The 18939-nt window shown below is 43.3% G+C and carries 14 protein-coding genes and 1 pseudogene; 11 read left to right on the forward strand and 4 right to left on the reverse strand.

What is annotated here, in order from left to right; all coding sequences use genetic code 11:
* Window positions 1-165 precede the first annotated feature (165 nt).
* From B0682_RS07935 to B0682_RS07970, 8 genes and pseudogenes are all read left to right on the forward strand, one after another.
* Window positions 166-1878: a formate--tetrahydrofolate ligase gene (locus tag B0682_RS07935; protein ID WP_078308040.1), complete on the forward strand. Its 1713-nt coding sequence runs from the start codon at window positions 166-168 to the stop codon at window positions 1876-1878.
* A 109-nt stretch (window positions 1879-1987) separates the two neighbouring features.
* Window positions 1988-2611, forward strand: coding sequence for a 2OG-Fe(II) oxygenase (locus B0682_RS07940; protein ID WP_240494937.1), 624 nt, complete (start codon window positions 1988-1990; stop codon window positions 2609-2611).
* A gap of 561 nt (window positions 2612-3172) precedes the next feature.
* On the forward strand, window positions 3173-3733 hold the full coding sequence (gene purE / locus B0682_RS07945; RefSeq protein ID WP_078308042.1) for a 5-(carboxyamino)imidazole ribonucleotide mutase: 561 nt from the start codon (window positions 3173-3175) through the stop codon (window positions 3731-3733).
* An 82-nt stretch (window positions 3734-3815) separates the two neighbouring features.
* Window positions 3816-5081, forward strand: coding sequence for a 5-(carboxyamino)imidazole ribonucleotide synthase (locus B0682_RS07950; protein ID WP_078308044.1), 1266 nt, complete (start codon window positions 3816-3818; stop codon window positions 5079-5081).
* Between the two features lie 5 nt (window positions 5082-5086).
* Window positions 5087-5449, forward strand: a pseudogene (locus tag B0682_RS07955) (YaiI/YqxD family protein); the annotation flags it as partial.
* Window positions 5450-5600: 151 nt separating this feature from the next.
* The gene (locus B0682_RS07960) at window positions 5601-6773 is read left to right on the forward strand and encodes an RNA-guided endonuclease InsQ/TnpB family protein (protein ID WP_078308046.1); all 1173 of its coding nucleotides are present in this window, start codon (window positions 5601-5603) and stop codon (window positions 6771-6773) included.
* A gap of 288 nt (window positions 6774-7061) precedes the next feature.
* Window positions 7062-7505, forward strand: a complete 444-nt coding sequence (locus B0682_RS07965; protein ID WP_078308048.1) for a universal stress protein — start codon at window positions 7062-7064, stop codon at window positions 7503-7505.
* A 39-nt stretch (window positions 7506-7544) separates the two neighbouring features.
* Window positions 7545-8558, forward strand: a complete 1014-nt coding sequence (locus B0682_RS07970) for an adenosine kinase (protein ID WP_078308050.1) — start codon at window positions 7545-7547, stop codon at window positions 8556-8558.
* A gap of 120 nt (window positions 8559-8678) precedes the next feature.
* Here B0682_RS07970 and B0682_RS07975 read toward each other — a convergent pair whose 3' ends face one another.
* The gene (locus B0682_RS07975; RefSeq protein ID WP_078308052.1) at window positions 8679-10967 is read right to left on the reverse strand and encodes a TonB-dependent receptor domain-containing protein; all 2289 of its coding nucleotides are present in this window, start codon (window positions 10965-10967) and stop codon (window positions 8679-8681) included.
* A 234-nt stretch (window positions 10968-11201) separates the two neighbouring features.
* The gene (gene nfuA, locus B0682_RS07980) at window positions 11202-11852 is read right to left on the reverse strand and encodes a Fe-S biogenesis protein NfuA (RefSeq protein WP_078308054.1); all 651 of its coding nucleotides are present in this window, start codon (window positions 11850-11852) and stop codon (window positions 11202-11204) included.
* A gap of 338 nt (window positions 11853-12190) precedes the next feature.
* Between nfuA and B0682_RS07985 the strand changes: the two genes are divergently transcribed.
* Window positions 12191-13504, forward strand: a complete 1314-nt coding sequence (locus tag B0682_RS07985) for a DUF3734 domain-containing protein (protein WP_078308055.1) — start codon at window positions 12191-12193, stop codon at window positions 13502-13504.
* Window positions 13505-13541: 37 nt separating this feature from the next.
* On the opposite strand, the gene B0682_RS07990 is transcribed toward B0682_RS07985, so the two are convergent.
* Together B0682_RS07990 and epmA are read right to left on the reverse strand one after the other, a co-directional pair.
* The gene (locus B0682_RS07990) at window positions 13542-16598 is read right to left on the reverse strand and encodes an insulinase family protein (protein ID WP_078308057.1); all 3057 of its coding nucleotides are present in this window, start codon (window positions 16596-16598) and stop codon (window positions 13542-13544) included.
* 119 nt (window positions 16599-16717) lie between these two features.
* Entirely contained in the window at window positions 16718-17674 is a 957-nt protein-coding gene (gene epmA / locus B0682_RS07995; RefSeq protein WP_240494941.1) for an EF-P lysine aminoacylase EpmA, read from the reverse strand.
* Between the two features lie 470 nt (window positions 17675-18144).
* On the opposite strand from epmA, the gene B0682_RS08000 reads away from it, so the two are divergent.
* Together B0682_RS08000 and B0682_RS08005 are read left to right on the forward strand one after the other, a co-directional pair.
* Window positions 18145-18432 carry an HvfA family oxazolone/thioamide-modified RiPP metallophore gene (locus B0682_RS08000; protein ID WP_205760125.1) on the forward strand — a complete coding sequence of 96 codons (288 nt, stop codon included), beginning with the start codon at window positions 18145-18147 and terminating at the stop codon, window positions 18430-18432.
* A gap of 51 nt (window positions 18433-18483) precedes the next feature.
* Complete coding sequence (locus B0682_RS08005) at window positions 18484-18783, forward strand: HvfA family oxazolone/thioamide-modified RiPP metallophore (RefSeq protein WP_078308061.1); 300 nt, start codon at window positions 18484-18486, stop codon at window positions 18781-18783.
* Window positions 18784-18939: the final 156 nt, after the last annotated feature.

An 18939-nucleotide genomic window follows, 5' to 3' on the forward strand; every position in this document is an offset into this window, starting at 1 on the left:
CACAGGTAAAAATCATAAAAGTAACATTCATAAGACTTCCTGCAAAACTGATGACCAATAATCGGATTATCCTTATTGTATAAGGCTTTTATAAAAAATCTGAACCTAATAAAATTGTGGTTTTGCAGGAAGTTTATATGAACTCACATAAAAAGGAAAACCGCCATGACCATGCTAAATGACCATCAAATCGCCCAAAACGCTGACATCAAACCCATTGATGACATTGGTAACAAAATCGGACTGACAGCCAAACATCTGATTCCCTATGGTAAGCATAAAGCAAAAATCGATTTAACAGACATGGCCAACCTGCCCAATCGACATGGCAAGCTGATTTTGGTAACCGCCATCAACCCAACCCCAGCAGGTGAAGGTAAAACCACCGTTACCATCGGTTTGGCAGATGCCATTAATCAGCTGACCCCATCAACAGGTAAAACTGCCATGGTCGCCATGCGTGAACCATCTTTAGGCCCTGTTTTTGGCATGAAAGGTGGGGCAGCAGGCGGTGGCCATGCCCAAGTCATTCCCATGGAAGACATTAACTTACATTTCACTGGCGACCTACACGCCATTGGGGCAGCCAATAATTTACTGGCAGCTCTAATCGATAATCACATCTATCAAGGCAATGCCCTTAATATTGACCCCAAACGAGTGCTGTGGCGGCGAGCCATCGACATGAATGACCGTCAATTACGCAACATCATCAGCGGTTGTGGTGATGCCACTGACGGCATGACTCGTGAAGATGGTTTTGACATCACGGTGGCATCGGAGGTCATGGCGGTGTTTTGCCTGGCAAATGACCTAAGCGATTTAAAAACCCGATTGGGCAACATGCTTGTCGCTTACAACCGAGACAAACAGCCCATCTATGCCAAAGACTTACACGCACATGGAGCAATGACAGCCTTATTAAAAGATGCCATCAAACCCAATTTGGTGCAGACCCTAGAAGGCACACCTGCCATTGTGCATGGTGGACCTTTTGCGAACATTGCCCACGGTTGTAACTCGGTGATTGCCAGCAAAACCGCCTTGCATTTAAGCGACTATTGCATCACTGAAGCAGGATTTGGCGCTGACCTTGGTGCTGAAAAATTCTGCGACATCAAGTGTCGCTTATCAGGACTACAACCTGACATGGCGGTGATTGTCGCCACCATCCGAGCATTAAAATACAATGGTGGTGCTAAAAAAGATGAATTAATACAAGAAAACTTAAGTGCATTGCAACAAGGTTTGCCCAATTTGCTAAAACACATAGATAACATGCAAGGCATTTTTGGTCTGCCTGTGGTGGTTGCCATTAACCGTTTTATCACCGACACTCAAGCAGAAATCGACATGATAACAGAAGCTTGTCAAAGTTTGGGGGTCAGTGTGGCGTTATGCGATGTGTGGGAAAAAGGCGGTCAAGGCGGTATCGAACTTGCCAAAAAGGTATTATCACTCACCGATGAATCAAAACACAACCCATCAAAAACAGCCCCATCATCATTTGGGTTTGCTTATGACGTCAATGACAGCATCAAAGACAAAATCCTTGCCATCAGTCAACGTGTCTATGGGGCAGATGATATTAAGCTGAGTGGCCATGCGCTGAATCAAATTCGCCGTTTAGAAAAATTAGGACTTGATAAACTGCCCATCTGTATGGCAAAAACACAATATTCTTTCAGCGATAACCCCAAACTATTGGGGCGACCCAAAGGGTTTACCATTCATGTGCGTGATTTGACCGTTGCCACAGGAGCAGGTTTTATCATCGCCATTTGTGGCAGTATCATGCGAATGCCAGGATTGCCCAAACAGCCAGCAGCGCAACACATTGATGTGAATGATGATGGTGAGATTATAGGACTGTTTTAACTGGCTAAGTTTTAACTGATTGGTTTTAACTGATTGGTTTTAACGGATTAACTAAATTGTGGCATCAGATTAAAGCCCAAAGAAGACAAAAACCCAAGGAGCTGTTTTTATGCAATCCCCCATCAAGATGCCCCAATCATTCACCGTTGATGATTTTGTGGTGAACTGGCAAGCACGGCTGACGGATGCTCATTTAGAGCGATTGGCCAATCAGGGGTTTGTGGTGTTAGATGATGTGTTCACCGACAAGGCATTAAAGGCATTGCAACTTGAAAGTGGCAGTTGTGAATATCAACAAGCTTCCTTGACCAAGGGTGAACAAATAACCCATATCCGTGGTGATAAAACCCGCTGGATAAACCAAGAGTGTGTTTTTGGCAGTCATTATTTAGCCAGCATTGACCAGCTGGCTAAACTGTGTAACCGCTTATTGTACACTGGCATTCAACACAGCGAAGCCCATTACGCCTATTATCCTGTTGGGCTTGGCTATCAATGGCATCAAGACAACCCACAAGGACGTCATGAGCGGATACTCTCAGCGGTGTTCTATCTTAATGATGACTGGGGTGATGAGGACGGTGGTGAGTTAAGCTTAATTGATTTGTCTGATAGTCAGCACCACATTTTACCAAAGGCCAATCGCTTGGTGCTGTTCCAAAGTGACTTAATGCACCAAGTGGAAATCACCAACCGCCAACGCCATTCCATCGCCACTTGGATGCGAAGATAATCACCCCATGAAGAACAATCACCCCATGTTGACCACTGGGCATTTTGGCGATGATGCGGACTTGACCACCTAAAGTTTTAATATGCTTTATACTTTTGTAAGGTGGATAGGATATCTGTGTGTCTTTGCCACTTTATGGTTGGGAACAAGTACACCCATGACATGCCCATAATTTTTATCAGTTGTGACTGGCTAAGACGTGATTAGGTAGAAGAGAACTTATCATGACCCTTATTTTTTCGTTATTTAAAAACATGATAAAAATCAACAAGTTACATCAAGGCAAAAAAAATAGGGTAAAAAAGGTTATTTTTACGATAAGCCTTGATATGACTTATGTTTATCGGTTAGAATGCTTGTTCACCACCACATGCGTGGCTTAGAAACAAAAGCTAATTTTGCAAGCATTGTTCTTTCACCATGGTCCTACCACATTTAGCACCCTGTCATCGCAATTGTTACAGGGTTTTTTATTGTTTTACGTTCTCTATTGCCCCTACCCCTTTTGCTCACCGCCAAATTTCGGTATGATGAAGCGTTTTAGGACGGAAAAAACTGACCATGAATGCCATAAATAAAGATAAAAACCAACCGCTCACAACCGCCCCCATCACTTCCCCACAAGGCACGCCCAAAGTCGGCGTTATCATGGGTTCACAATCAGACTGGGCAACCATGAAGCTTGGGGTGCAGTTATTGGCGGACTTTGATGTGCCATTTGTTTGTGAAGTGGTCTCTGCCCATCGCACCCCTGACAGATTATTTGATTTTGCCAAATCTGCCAAAGACAACGGACTACAAGTCATCATCGCTGGGGCAGGTGGGGCAGCACACTTACCAGGAATGTGTGCCAGCCAAACCCCTTTGCCTGTGCTTGGTGTGCCAATCAAGTCATCTACCCTAAACGGCTGGGACAGTCTGCTGTCTATCGTACAGATGCCCAAAGGGGTGGCGGTAGGGACACTGGCGATTGGTACGTCAGGAGCGTATAACGCTGGTTTGTTGGCGATACAAATTTTGGCATTGCAGGATGCGTCTTTGGCTGATAAATTAGACAGATTTCGTGAACAACAAACGAAGACCATTTTAACCAGCCCCATACCGGGAGTTATCAATTCTTAAGCATTGACAAACGGATTTTTAAACATTGACAAGCGATGGTTAAAACCTATTTTTATTAAAACCTATTGATTAAGACAGCATTATGACCACCAATCCAACCCCCAAAACCACCACAAACATAAGCACCAAGGCAACCAAAATCAAAACCATTGGCATCTTGGGTGGTGGGCAACTGGGTATGATGCTGGCTCAAGCCGCCTTACCACTTGGCTATCGCTGTGTGTTTTTGGAAGACAGCCCTAATTGCCCTGCCAGCTTGTATGGCAAGGTATATAGTAGCCAACAGTTTGAAGATTTTGCCAATCATGCAGACGTATTTACCTTAGAGTTTGAGAACGTTCCTGTCAAAACCGTGCAATGGCTACAAAAATTGTCTCAACCTAACCCAACGACTGACATTGATGTTGATGCCAATGTTGATGCTGATGACGCACACAAATACGGCATGTATCCCCCAGCTTATGCCCTACAAGTCGCTCAAGACCGTCTGGCAGAAAAAAAGTTATTTAATGCACTGGACATTGCCACTGTCCCCTTTATGCCAGTCAATAACAAAGAAGAACTGAACCAAGCGGTACAAACCTTGGGTCTACCACTGGTCGTTAAAACAAGCCGTGGCGGTTATGATGGCAAAGGTCAATTTATTATCCGTCATCATGATGATGTCATCACCGCTTGGCAAAAGCTAGGCTCTGCCGTTACTGGTGATGGTTCATTGACTGCCACGCCTGCCCCTTTGATTGCTGAAAGTCTTATTGATTTTAGTCGTGAAGTGTCTATCATCGCTGTTCGAGGACAAGATGGGCAAGTGCGTTGTTATGATTTGGTAGAAAATTATCATCACAATGGTATCCTTGCTAAGAGCCAAGCCCCTGCTGTGGGTGTGGGAACATTACAAGAACAAGCTCACCATGCCATTACCAAATTACTCACCCATTTGGACTATGTGGGCGTGTTGACGTTAGAGCTGTTTGTTAGCAAAAATGCCGATGGCATGCCGATTGTGTTGGCAAATGAAATCGCCCCACGAGTACACAATTCAGGACATTGGAGCATTGAAGGGGCGATAACCAGCCAATTTGAAAACCATATCCGTGCGGTGGTTGGTCTGCCACTTGGCGATACTGACAATGTACGTCCATCTGTGATGATAAATGTCTTGGGCCAATATCCTGATATCGATAAAGTATTGGCGATTGATGGCTGTCATTATCATACCTATCATAAACAAGAACGCACCGAGCGTAAGATTGCCCACATCACTGTGATGCCCAACGACGTCAGCGACCTAGAGCCTGCCTTACAAGCATTGATTGCGTCATTGCCTAACAAGGTTGGCTTAGACTGATGGGCATGAGCATTTGGGTAGATGCCGATGCCTGCCCTGTCATCGTCCGTGAGCTGATAGGCAAAACCGCCATCAGAACACAAACGCCTGCAATTTTTGTTGCCAATCAAGCCATTAAATTACCCAAATCACCCTTGATTGGCTTGCAAGTGGTGGAAGCAGGTTTTGATGTGGCTGATGCTCACATCGTTAAGCACTGTCAGCGGGGGGATTTGGTGATTACCAATGACATTCCACTTGCCAGCGATGCGATAAATAAAGGGGCATCTGTCATCACCACACGAGGGCAAGCATACACCGCTGACAACATCAAACAAGCCCTAAACATGCGTGATTTTATGGACATGATGCGTGGCACAGGGGCTTTGAACTGTTTCTTGAAATCTAACTAAATCTATCTTATAATATCCAAATGAATAGATTAATCAGTATCAACGAAGCTTCCAAACAACTTGGCGTGTCCATCTCAACCTTACGCAAATGAGACCAAATAGGTGTGCTTGTTAAGGCAGTACTACAATGACAACCATTCGTGGACACATCATAGAGCTAACCCCCAACAACACCCAAGCCACCCATCTCAAAAAGGCTTGTGGCGTTGCCAGATTTTCCTATAATTGGGCATTGAGCGAGTGGAAAAAGCAATATGAACAAGACAAACAATACCGTGATGACTGCCTAGCCAAAGGCATAACCATTGACGAAAACCGACTTAACAAACCATCACAAGGTAAACTAAGAAAACAACTTAATTCTATCAAGCGTGAACAATTCCCCTTTATGCTTGAAGTTACCAAATGCTCCCCACAACTTGCTATTATGCAACTAGGCGATGCCTTTAAACGCTTTTTTAAAGGTGAAAGCAAATATCCCCAATTTAGAAAGAAAGGCGTCAATGACCGCTTTTCTCTTTCCAACGACCAACTTAAATTAAAACTTAAAAAAGACAAGCCTTTTATTCAAATCCCCAATCTAGGCTTGGTAAGAATGCGTGAAAACTTACGCTTTGACGGTAAAATCCTATCCGCCAAAGTCTTTACAAAGGGCAGTAAATGGTTTGTGTCTATTGCTGTTGAATTAGATGACACACAAAAACCTTTACCCAAAACAGGTAAATCAGTCGGTTTAGACTTAGGCATTACCGATTTAGCCACACTATCAGATGGCACAAAAATCAAAGCCCTAAAACCACTTAAAAACAAACTTAAAAAACTGCAAAGATTGTCAAAATCTTTATCAAGAAAACAAAAAGGCAGTAGCAACCGTGAAAAGGCGAAAACCAAGCTATCACGATTGCACCTTAAAATCTTTAACATCAGAAAAGACTTTTTACACAAACTCACAACTGATTTGGTAAAACGATTTGATGTGATTTGCATTGAAAACCTTAACATCAAAGGTATGGTTAAAAATCGCAAGCTTGCAAGGTCTATCCATGATTTGGGATTTTATGAATTTAAACGGCAACTTATTTATAAAGCAAATCAATGGGGCAAGACAGTCAAAGAATTGGACAGGTTTTATCCAAGCTCTAAAACTTGTTCAAATTGCGGTTTTATTATGGCAAAAGAAAACTTGACACTTGCGGTTAGACATTGGATTTGTCCTAGTTGCCATGCCAATCATGACCGTGATATTAATGCAAGTATCAATATTTTAAATCAGGCAGATAAGGTTTTAACTTTATCTTAATATTAATCGTTGGTGGGTAAGTTCTATCCCCAATTAAAAACGCCTATGGAGTTGATGTAAGTCCAAGTTCAAACGAATAAGGCAAACAACGTTGAAGTAGGAATTAAACGCTAAATTTGCCTTTGGGTAGATTTAGGTAGGTTTTAAGGAACGGTGATTAATCCACAAGAGACAGCAAAAACTGGACAAAAGCCCTATGGCAGCAAAGACAAAAAAGCCTTCGCTGATGCGTTAAATCGTCTGGTGAGATGACAGCACACATGCCACACTTAAAAAGCAGGAATCTGTATGAACTACCAACACATATTACTGGTTACCGACCTAAAAAATGATGCCGACCTTGTCGCTGCTAAAGCCAAAATGATGCTAAATGCCCACCCTAATGCTCAACTATCGGTTTTGCATGTGGTCAAAGATAACATGGTGGGCTTTGGTTATGAGTTAATCCCAGCTTCAAGCATTTATGACGGTGTGGATAAAAAACGCCAACAAATTGCCCAACAAAAATCACAAGAGCTGCTTAAAAGACATGACATCGACAGTGGTAACATCAACATCAATACCGCCATCTCTAGCAGTAACGGCATCATCAGCTATTGCCACAGTCATCAGGTGGATTTAATGATTATTGGACGTCATGAGCGTCATGGCTTATCTGCCTTACTTAAAGGCACAACCATCGATAACATTTTGCCAGACATTAACTGTGATGTCTTTATCGTGCAATTATGAGCCACTTAAATCACCATCAATATCATCTTAAGGATAAACATGTATCACATCATGGCAATAGGCAATGCTTTGGTTGACCACGAATACCGTTTAACCGATGCCCAACTGGCAAGCACCCAGTTAAAAAAAGGCAATATGACCCTAGCAGACGCCAACCAACAACAACACTTATTGCACCAACTTGATGCCCTTGGTCTTAAACCCAGTCAGCTTATGGGTGGTGGCTCAGCTGCCAATGCCATGTATGTCATCGCCAGCCTTGGGGGCAAATGCCATTATACTTGCCAAGTGGGTGATGATGACAAAGGCACATTTTATCTAAAAAATCTTAACGACGCTGGGGTACATACCAGTGAGCAGGCCATTCATCAGGGAAAAATCACAGGTACTTGTGTGGTGTGTGTCAGCGACGATGGTGAACGCACCATGCAAACGCATTTGGGGGCATCAAGCGACATTGATGAAAAAAACATCGATTTTGGCATATTAACAGACAGTGAGTGGCTATATTTTGAAGGCTATCTTGCCATGTCAGAGCAGATGGCTTCTGCAATCAGCAAATTACACCAACAAGCCTGTCGCCAAAATAAAAAAATTGCCGTCAGTTTTGCTGATCCAGCGGTGGTCAGCGTTGCTAAAGCAGGGCTAACGCATATGATTGGTAACGGTGTGGATGTGATTTTTTGTAACCTTGAAGAAGCCCAATTGTTTACCAAACAGCAATCAGTTGATGCTTGTGTTCAAGAATTACTGCACCATTGTCATCTTGCCGTGGTTACCCAAGGCGGTGATGGCAGTGTCATTGGGAAAAAAGATGCTGATGATAAGACCCATCTGACACACATCAACACACCAGTCGTGGATAAAGTACAAGACACCAATGGCGCAGGGGATAATTTTGCAGGGGCATTTTTATACGCCTTATCTCAAGGGCACACGCTTGCCCAGTGTGGCAAATTTGCCAGCCATGTTGCCAATCAAGTGGTACAACAGTTTGGCGCTCGGTTAGAGCCATTACAATATCAAGCAATTGCCAAGCAAGTGTTGTCTTAACAACCCACTAAAATCAATAAAAAATCATAAACATCAATAAAAAACCGACTGGCAAATAAGATTTACCAGTCGGTGTGGAGAGACGCAAATAAGTGGTTAGTGATTCATGTGGTTCAGTGGTTAGTAAGTGAAATTCACGCCAACACGGAAATCACGACCTGCCCCAGGTAGGGTATCTATGGAAGCACGCTGAGTGTGTGGGCGATAGTTTTTATTAAAGACGTTGTTCACTGAGAAATTCACATTCACCTTATCATTGCCATAAGGCTTCCAGTTGGCATAGATGTCGCTGACATTATAGCCTTTACGGTTAAGAATAGCACCATCTCTTGATTTATCAACTTCACCATTAAGGATAGAGGTCTCTTTGTCTTTTAACCCTTCAACCAACGTGTGTCTCACACCAAGCTCCACGCTTGGATTTGGCAAACGGTAGGCGACATCTGCTGTCCAAGTGCGACCTGTACGCACGGCATATTCAGGGTTGGCTTTAAATTTGACATTGTGCATGGTTGGTTTGCTGTGAGCAACGCCAGCACGCGCACGCCACGCCCCATCAGCATAACCTACGCCCAGCTCATAACCGTGGTTGGTCTGATGACCTTGGTTGCCAAGATAGGTAATCTGAGCTGTATCATCTTTGGGGTGTTGTATAGGATCAGCAGCAGCTCTGGCATCATTAACACGCTGCCAAAAATAGCTGCCAAAGGCGGTATATGGTCCATCATTATAGTTAAAACCGATCTCGGTATTGCGTGCTTTTTCTGCTTTTGCGTTATCAGTAATACTTACAACACCATCACGGAAGCCACGGCTTAAAATGGCATCAGCAAAGCGTGGGCTGCGAGTGGCATAGGTCAGGCTACCGCTGACGCTAAGGTTGGGATTGACATCATAAATCACCCCAAAACTTGGGTTGATGTCGGTTTTTCCAACCTTTTTACCGTCCATGGCTTTAAAGTCAAAACGGTCAACACGCACGCCTGTATTGATGGTAAAGTCATTGATTTGGTTAACCGCTTCCAGATAAATGCCAGTATCGGTTTTTTCTTGGTGTTGAAAACCAGGTCTAATACTTCTGGGCGGTACGGCTTCTTGATGGCGATAGTTGATACCATATTTTAATAAAGTATGGTCAACACCAAAGCCTTTTAAGAGACTGTGGTTAAACTCGGTGTCAAAGTTTAGATTTGCCCCTTTGGCACTAACATGCATATTTGATGGGCTATCACCGTTATCATTGATGGCGTCAGGTACTTTACGAAGAATATAGCTGTTACCTTTATCGCTGGAAGAGTTGCGTCCATGTTCTAACTTATAGACATTGGCAGTAACTTCATTTGCAAAGCCAAGATTTTTACCTGTCCATTCAAGGTTGGTTAACTTCTGGTAGGTTTCACGCTGAGTTGGGTTGTTCCCAACTAAATTATCCACCAACTTACCATTGGTATCAACCACATTATACTTTTTACCATCTGGTGTTTTACTGCCAAGTTGGTAACCTTTGTCTGCATAATTTTTATCCAACTCTGCCTGAAGCTCTGCTTCGGTACGTTTTTTCTTATTTTTATCTTCTATGTCTATTGTCAAGGCACGATTGGCGAAGTCAAACTCTTCACGCACACCACGAATGCCTTTATGCGCTTCATTTAAATGGCTGACCACAAATCGATGATCGCCAGCGGTTAGCCCTGCTTTGACAAGGTAACTGGATTTATCTAGGGCACTTCTTGTAACCACATCATTGCCCAACAGATTGGTGTACCCTTTACCGCCTTTATAATCACCGTCATTTACTTGATTATAAGAGACAAGGGCATCTACCTGACCAAATCCTGTCTGTGCTTTACCAAAGGCACTGCCATGATAAGAATGACCTTTGTTGGTTGACAAGCCTGCACCAACTTTAAAGCCATAATCTTTGTCGCTGTTTCTTAAAAGCTCATCAGCATCTAAGGTTTTGGTAACAATCGCACCATTGGTTGCCCCAATGCCTGCACTGGCAAAGCCTGCCCCTTTTTGTACCGAAACGACTTTGACCATCTGGGGGTCTAGCATAAAGCGACCTTGGTGATAGTGTAATTGACCATCTTGGTAAGCGTTGTCAATTTTTAGGTCAATGGCATTATGACCCATGCCACGAATGCTGACGAATTGAGAAGTACCATTACCACCACCAAAACCGATGGCGGGTTCATCTTGCAACAGACCACGCAAATCTGTGGCGGTGCTTTCGTCTTTTTCTCGCAAGGTAACAACGTCAGTGCTGTTCTTAGCCCCCATGCGATCTGCTTTAAATGTTAACGCTTCAAGCTGGGTGGTTGGCTGTTGTGGTGCAGCAACACTCATTTGAGTTGTCAAAGCCATTGCAACTGCTAAGCTTAATGTGGTTTTAGAAACATTAACCATAAGCATTTACTCCTATTGAATGTCAGTCATGTATCAGAATGGTTAGCAATGTTTGTGATTATAAACTTTAATAATAACAATGTAAATAATAATAATTACTATTTCTAAATTTTTACAAAAAACACTCACTTAACTGCTGTTAGGTGAGTGTTGATTGCTGGGTTAATTTTGATGGGTCAATATTTTTGGTGGGGCAATGTGCTGATTTGCCAAACAGCCACTGATAACAAACAGCTACTGATAATAGGCATTTTCACGATGGGTGTGGTCGGTCTCGTCCACCACTTGTGTCAGCTCTGGAATTTGTTGTTTAAGTTGCACTTCCACCCCTTGACGTAAGGTAACGTCCACAGCGGCACAGCCTTGGCAACCACCACCAAACTTCAGCACCGCAGTCAATCCCACGCCTTCTTCTTCTATCAGTTCTAATAGCTCTACCATGCCCCCATGAGCTGCCAGTCCTGGGTTAATCTCTGATTGCAACACATAATTGATGCGTTCTTCAACACTGGCATCTTCACCCACTTTCGGAACTTTAGAGTTAGGGGCTCGAAAGGTGAGCTGACCACCAAAGCGGTCTTTGTTGTAGTCAATCACCGCATCTTGTAGATAAGGAATGGAATGGGCATCAATAAATGCTGAAAAGGTTGGATAATCCAAGCGCAAATCTGTGTCATCATGTTCATCAGGCTGACGATATGCCATGCAACATTCTGCCCGTGGTGTGCCGGGATACTCCACAAAAATACGCACACCGATGCCATCGGTTTCCTGCTTGGCAAGCAGCTCGGTCAGATAACCTTGGGCAGATTCGGTGATTTGGATATTACTGCTTAGGGGGGTGTCTGTGGTGTTGGTGTTGGTGTCGGTGTCGGTGTCGGTCATGATGGGTTTCCTAGATTGATAGGATTTAGGGTTGATAAGATTTAGGGTGGCAGGATTAAAAAGCGTTGTTTTTTGTCAACGTTGTTTTTTGTCTCTGATTAGCCATTAATAGATTGCTGATTAATAATGGTGCCATTATAACATTTATCAAGCAAATCATCTAAGTCATTATCTAAGCAAAACCATCTAAGCAAAACTGCTTTTATTGCTGATTAATTTTTGTTAAGGTGAGTTGGTTGGGTTTGATGACTGGTTTAATAACTGGCTTGATAACTGGTTTGACAAAACCCACTGAATAAAACTGGCTTGATAAAACGTCAATAAAAAGGCTTGCACTGATGACCAATCGTTACCAAAAACATACCAACTTCCCCACACTTATAACGTCTGTCCCTTACGCCCCACAATTACTTGATAAATTACAACAATACGACCACATTGCCCTGCTGTTACAAGGTGGTGGGGCGTTGGGGGCTTATCAGGCTGGTATCTACGAAGGGTTATATAACCAAGGCATTTCGATTAACAGCATCTCTGGCATTTCCATTGGGGCATTAAATACCGCCATCATCGCTGGCAATCACCCAGAAGATTGTGTGGACGCACTAAAAAGCTTTTGGAATACCATCACACAAAGTAATTATTTTGGTTTGGGATTTAATCCATTTGATATGTCATTAAAATGGCTCAACACTGTTGGTCAGTTTGACATGATGGCACAATCGATGCCATGGTTGGTTGATAATGGTCTGCTAAAACATCAGCTAAGAATGCTTGAGTCCAGTGCTGAAGCGTTTGAAACTGCCCTTTACGGTCAACAGGGATTTTTTCGCCCACGCCATCAGCTTTCGTTTGCAACCACGCCCAATCATTTAAGCTACTATACCATTGATAAGCTAAAAGACACGCTGGCATCACATTGTTGCTTGGATTTAATCAATCGCCCTGAACGTTTGCAAGTAACGGTTTCTGCGGTCAATGTCCGTACAGGTAACTTTGAAATTTTTTGCAACGCTGACCAACCACTACGTTTTGAGCATTTTATGGCATCAGGGGCATTGCCTCCTGGGTTTCCTGCGGTGGAGATACAGGGTGAATATTATTGGGACGGGGGCATGGTCTCCAACACCCCATTAAATGAAATCCTAAATCATGAAGAGCATCTTAACCAGTTAATTTTTCAAGTGGATTTGTGGGACGCTAAAGGCATTGTGCCAGAGAACATGTTGGAGATTGATGAACGTATCAAAGACATTCAATATTCCAGTAAAACTCGCATGATTACCGATTTAATGAAACAAAAGCTTGAATACAATCGCATGATAAACCAACTGGTTGATGTCATTCAAAACACGCCTGATTGCATCAAAACCCCAGCTCATAAAGAGCTGCTTAAACATGCTTGCCAATTCACCCAGGTGGGGGTAAAAAACGTCATTCAGCTGATTTATCACAGCAAATCTTACCAAAAAGGCTATAAAGACTACGAATTTAGCCGAAAAACCATGCTCGACCATTGGCAAAGTGGGCTAGAAGATATCCAGTCTACCTTTGCTTATCCACAATGGTTTGACATGCCAGAAGATGATGAAATTTTTATCACTCACGACATTCACCGAAAACGCCGTGAGTTATCACAAGCAGGACGCTAGCGTTAACTCATCGCCTTTTTTAGCCAGTTACCTATTTTTAGCCAGTTATTTTGTTGACAGCAAATCCCAATGCCTGTAAATCTTGTGCTTTATCATAAGGAGCTAGGCTGGCTTTGGTATGTGGTTGGTTTTTAAGATAGGTTTTCGCCACTCGGCGTAAATCATCTAAAGTTACCGCTAAAATTTTAGCTCGCATGGCGTTTTGCCAAGCTTCGCCACGCTCATGTAAATCTGCAAAGCAAGATTTGACGGCTTCCCCTGCAGGTGAGCCTGGTTTGTCCATGCCTGCCACCACGCCTAAAATGGCTTCTTCTAGCTGTTCTGGCTTTTGCTCAGTGGTTAACAGCCAGTCAATGCTGTTGGTAAAGTGTTCAAATGTTGCTTGACATTGTGGATCACGATAACTAAAGAATTTAAAAGCACAGGCATCGGCATCATAGCTTGCTCCGCCACCATATGCCCCACCTTGCTCACGAATGGCACTGTGTAGATAACCATGACGCAAATAGGGAGCAAGCACCATCAAGGCAGGGGTATCAGCATGATTGGCAGGGGGTACAGGATAACTGCTGGCATTGTGATAGACGTTGGTGGCAACCAACCAAGCCAAATCTTCCACCACCCTTTGTTTTTCATTGACTTGCTTCTCACTGACTTCTCCAACCAGTTGCCCATTTGCCAGCTCTGGTATTGTCTGCACAAAAGCAGGTGGCAAGTTACTTATGGCATCGCTGTTCAATGGCTTTTCAGCTTGACATGCGTCTGTCTGATGCGTGTCTGACCAAGCATTGATTAAGTGTTCGGTCAGCATTGGCAAATCATCAGCTTCTGCCACTAAGATGGCTTGCATGGGTAAGTTGATGATGCTTTGATGCAATGCCATTAAACCATTTGATAATTGATTAAACGCCACATCAAAGGCAGTCTTATCGGTGCTGGCTTGAGTCAAAAAGGCTTTAAGGGCATTTAACGCAGGCAAGCCACCACGCACATATTCTATCTGGGCTTGTCGGCTCATGCCACGACTGGCGGTCTGCATGGCATAGGCATGACCTGACCGAGAAAGGCTTGACTGCCAAGCATTCTGCTTTTGTTTTAGCAACTCCTTGATGCGGTCATGTTCGCTAAACACCCCCTCTAACATCACCTCTTTTAACAAATTGATGGCTTGTGGTTTGCTTACCAAGGCTCTGGTTGCCATGACAAAATAACTTTGTAACCGCCAAGGGTCATTGATGCTGGTGCGTTGACTGATGCGAGCAGTTATCCCAGAAGATAATGATGCTTGCTTGGCTTGCATCTGTCTTGCAGATAAGCTGTCTGTCCCCAGTTCTGTCAATAAGGCAAGGTAGATGGGCAACAGCGAATGATTGATGATGTCATCACGCCCTGCCAATGGCACAATGATTTGATGATAATATAAGCCATTCGTGCCTGTTTCATATTGATACAAGGTGGTGTCTTGCCCTGCCAAACGAATGGACTTAGTACTGCCCTTTGCCAAGCTGATGGACTTTGGCACGTCTTCTAAGCCCACTTTGGGTAATAAACTTAAGTCATCTGGCGTGGTTTGTCGCTTAGCCAATGCTACCGCTTGCTCACGCAGATGGGCTTTATCCGCTTCACTCAAAGTCTTATCGATGGCATCTAGACGCTGTTGTTCTTCTTTTGCCAAGCGTTCGGCTTGTTTGTCATCAGGCACAAGACTGACACGCACTCGATGGGGATTATCCACCAGATGCTTTTGTAACAGACTGGGCAACCATGTGGGGTCTTTGACTTGCTCACGTAGCCATGCTAAATGCTCATCAATCTGCCACACATCAATGGGATTGCCATCATGAATGGCGGTGCTAAATGCCTCTAGCATCAAATTTAACCCATAAGGCATGCTGTCGCCACCGATATGACGCTGATTAAGCTCAATTTGGTGCAAAATGGTTTCTATTTCTTCATCATCAATGGGTTTGGCAGCCATGTCTGTCAATAACTGCATGATGCCTTGTTCTATCGCTTTGGCATGCTGTGGTTCAGAACCTCGCACCCCTGCATAAAACACCATCTGATAATGACTGTCATCTAACCCCAATAACGGACTGGGGGCAGTTGCCAACGAATGGCTTTCTAAATAAGCTCGCAAAGGCGACCCTGAATGCTCTGTCAGCACCCCTTCAAGCAACCGCAATGCCAAACGCTCTTTGGGATTAACAATGGGCGGTAACAACCACGCCAACACATGATGCGTCTGCTCTTTAGTCAACTCATTCACACCATAATGCTCTGTTGCCACCACAGGAGCGGTGAATGATTGCTCCAGTACTGAGCGGTGTTTTTGCCCTTTATCAAACCTAACCAACGCATCATGATGCAATTTGTCTTGAATGTCTGCAACCGCAATATTACCAAAACTCATGATGACCGCATTGGTCGGCTGGTAATGGCTTTGATGAAAATGAACAAGCTCTTCGTGGGTCAAGTCTGGAATTTTGGCAGGATCACCACCTGAATTGTAATGATACGTGGTTGTAGGGAACAGATGGTGAGCAATGGCATGATACAACTGGTCAATCTCACCACTCATCGCCCCTTTCATCTCGTTAAACACAATGCCCTTAAATTGGGGCTTGTCTGCCTCGTCCAGTTCAATGCGAATGCCTTCTTGAGCAAAATCCAATGGGTCAATATTGGGGAAAAATGTCGCATCTAAATACACCGACAGCAAGTTAAAATAATCCTTACGGTTCTGTGTGGCAAAGGGGTATACTGTCCAATCAGCCGCTGTCATGGCATTCATAAACGTATTGAGTGACCGTTTAATCATCGAAAAAAACGGATCACGCACAGGATATTTGGCTGAGCCACACAAAGCGGTATGCTCAAGAATATGAGCCTCGCCTTTTGAGTCCATGGGCTGAGTACGAAAACCAATCAAAAACGCATTCTCATCACTGGGGTGAGCAAGGTGATAATGTATCGCCCCTGTCTGCTTGTGCTGGCAAACCAACACGTCCAATGATAAAGCGTCAATGCTATGGTGTGAGAGTAACTCAAAGGCTGGGTGGATACTAAACTTGTTTTTTTGATTGGTATTCATGTCATGGCGTACCTAAAAGTATGTGGTTTGTTATCTATGGTTTGTTATCTATAGATTGGCAAATGAATATGGGGGAAATTGCCACAATTTCAAGACAATAAAAAATTGATAAAAACCATTTAAGCCCTATCACTGCCAAAAGCAATCACCTCATCAATGTGGTTTGAGTTTGTCAGCACCATTAATAACCTATCCACCCCTAAAGCAATGCCACTACAGGCAGGCATCTGCTCCACCGCTTGCAACAAGGCATTATCTATTGGCATCACTGGCAATCCTTGGGCTTGACGCATTTGATTATCCAACTCAAAGCGTTGTTGCAATGCCTTAGCATCTGCCAACTCATCATAAGCATTGGCAATCTCGATGCCATTGATATACAACTCAAAACGTTTAGCCACTTCATGACCATCTTTGTCTTTTTCTATCCGAGCCAACGCTGCCGTTGCTTTAGGATAATCAACGATTAACGTTGGCAACTCACGCCCCAAATTTGGCTCAACCAAATGACTAAACAACAAATCCAGCCACATCTGATGCTCGTCCACGCCCGATTCAGGCAGGTGATGGGTAATTCCTTTGTCTTCTGCCACCGCCTTTAATACGGTGGTACTACTGGTTAACGGATGCACGCCAACATGATCCATAAACGCATCGACATAACGATAGTGGCTAAGTATTTGCTGTTGCCCTGACACCAACTCTAACAGCTGCGTCAGCTCTTGTGCCAACTGACTTAAGTCAAAATTAGGGCGATACCATTCTAGCATGGTAAACTCAAGATTATGGCGACTGCCTCGCTCATTGTCTCTAAACACAGGACAAATCTGATATATCGGCACTTGCCAACTGGCAAGCAAACGTTTCATCGCAAATTCAGGAGATGTGTGCAAATAAAAACGGGTTAATCTGTCTAAATAAGTGGCATCAGCAGGGATAGACTGTAGATACACATCGGTATTGCCTGCTTGCGACAGCAAAGGGGTTTGAACCTCCAGCACGTTACGCTGGGCAAAAAATTGACGCATCTTAGCGAGTAAATTCGCTCGTTTTTTTGCCATACCAAGAGTCATCATAGGGGCAAAATTGATGGAGATGGTGGAATCAAAAGTATCCGTCGCTAAGCCATAAAACTTATCATGACCATGATGATTAAGCATACAAACATGTCCCCTATTAATAATGAATAAAAGTTAACAATGAATAAAAGTTAATAATGAATGAAAGTACAGTGAATGAAAGTTAACAATGAAAAGTAACCATTTAAAAGTAACCATTCATTATGATAGCAAAACCACAAAAAACAAATCCTTAAAACGCCATTTTGCCAAATATGGGCATTTTTAGCCCATAAAAACATTTTTAACCCATAAAAAACTGTCATGCCGAATTTGTACCAAATGAGTAACACACCCCAATATTAGCAAATAATTACAAGAATTACATAAAACAGACACAAATAGCAAATACAATGTAGATGCGATATGTACTGGGATTAAGATTGACTTAAACCTGAACCTAAACTGAATTAACTTGGAGCATTACCATGAAAACTTTGAACAAATCCGCTTTATTGGCAGCTTCTGCGGTACTATTATCCACCACCGTGGCACATGCCAACCCTTTCACGGCAAAAAATACCCAAGCCACAGAGTGTAAAAAAGATGACAGAGCCTGTCTACAGGCTAAGGCAAAAGCTGCCAAAGTCAAAGCTAAAAACACTGAAGCAAAATGTGGTGAAGCCAAATGTGGTGCAAGCACCAAAACCAGTAAAGCCCCAAGTAAAAATACCGAAGCCAAGTGCGGCGAAGCAAAATGTGGTGCAAGCCATTAACCCATAGAATAGAATAATAGAACAGCCATTAACCCATAGAACAGGATTATTATGAAACTTTCTTCCAAAAAAACCCTTGCCAAAACCCTTGCCACCGCATCACTGGCAACACTTGGTGTTACTGCCTGTACTCAAAATCCCTTTGGCAGTACTCAAACAGCCAATACCCCACAAAGCACACAAGATGTACAAACGCAACAAAACATAGGCACATCAACCAAAACTGCTGAAGCTGCTTGCAGTGAAGGCGTGTGTGGTGAGGCAAAATGTGGTGCAAGCACCAACAAAGTTGCTGAAGCTGCCTGTAGTGAAGGCATGTGCGGTGAAGCCAAATGTGGTGCAAGCCACTAACATTCATCGTTAACATTAACCACAGTGTTAATAATCATCATTATTGTTAACAACCATAAAACACTGAAAGCCTGTATTTATCCATACAGGTTTTTAAAAATCCCAACACACCACAAAAAAATACGACCAGATTTAAAATACGACAAGGTTTTTTGT

Source organism: Lwoffella lincolnii, assembly GCF_002014765.1.
Classification (GTDB): domain Bacteria; phylum Pseudomonadota; class Gammaproteobacteria; order Pseudomonadales; family Moraxellaceae; genus Psychrobacter; species Psychrobacter lincolnii.

Bases quoted from the DNA above. Each gene is read 5' to 3' on its own strand.
- B0682_RS07935 (WP_078308040.1), top strand. From the start codon at position 166: ATGACCATGCTAAATGACCATCAAATCGCCCAAAACGCTGACATCAAA.
- B0682_RS07940 (WP_240494937.1), top strand. From the start codon at position 1,988: ATGCAATCCCCCATCAAGATGCCCCAATCATTCACCGTTGATGATTTT.
- purE (WP_078308042.1), top strand. From the start codon at position 3,173: ATGAATGCCATAAATAAAGATAAAAACCAACCGCTCACAACCGCCCCC.
- B0682_RS07950 (WP_078308044.1), top strand. From the start codon at position 3,816: ATGACCACCAATCCAACCCCCAAAACCACCACAAACATAAGCACCAAG.
- B0682_RS07960 (WP_078308046.1), top strand. From the start codon at position 5,601: ATGACAACCATTCGTGGACACATCATAGAGCTAACCCCCAACAACACC.
- B0682_RS07965 (WP_078308048.1), top strand. From the start codon at position 7,062: ATGAACTACCAACACATATTACTGGTTACCGACCTAAAAAATGATGCC.
- B0682_RS07970 (WP_078308050.1), top strand. From the start codon at position 7,545: ATGTATCACATCATGGCAATAGGCAATGCTTTGGTTGACCACGAATAC.
- B0682_RS07975 (WP_078308052.1), bottom strand. From the start codon at position 10,967: ATGGTTAATGTTTCTAAAACCACATTAAGCTTAGCAGTTGCAATGGCT.
- nfuA (WP_078308054.1), bottom strand. From the start codon at position 11,852: ATGACCGACACCGACACCGACACCAACACCAACACCACAGACACCCCC.
- B0682_RS07985 (WP_078308055.1), top strand. From the start codon at position 12,191: ATGACCAATCGTTACCAAAAACATACCAACTTCCCCACACTTATAACG.
- B0682_RS07990 (WP_078308057.1), bottom strand. From the start codon at position 16,598: ATGAATACCAATCAAAAAAACAAGTTTAGTATCCACCCAGCCTTTGAG.
- epmA (WP_240494941.1), bottom strand. From the start codon at position 17,674: ATGATGACTCTTGGTATGGCAAAAAAACGAGCGAATTTACTCGCTAAG.
- B0682_RS08000 (WP_205760125.1), top strand. From the start codon at position 18,145: ATGAAAACTTTGAACAAATCCGCTTTATTGGCAGCTTCTGCGGTACTA.
- B0682_RS08005 (WP_078308061.1), top strand. From the start codon at position 18,484: ATGAAACTTTCTTCCAAAAAAACCCTTGCCAAAACCCTTGCCACCGCA.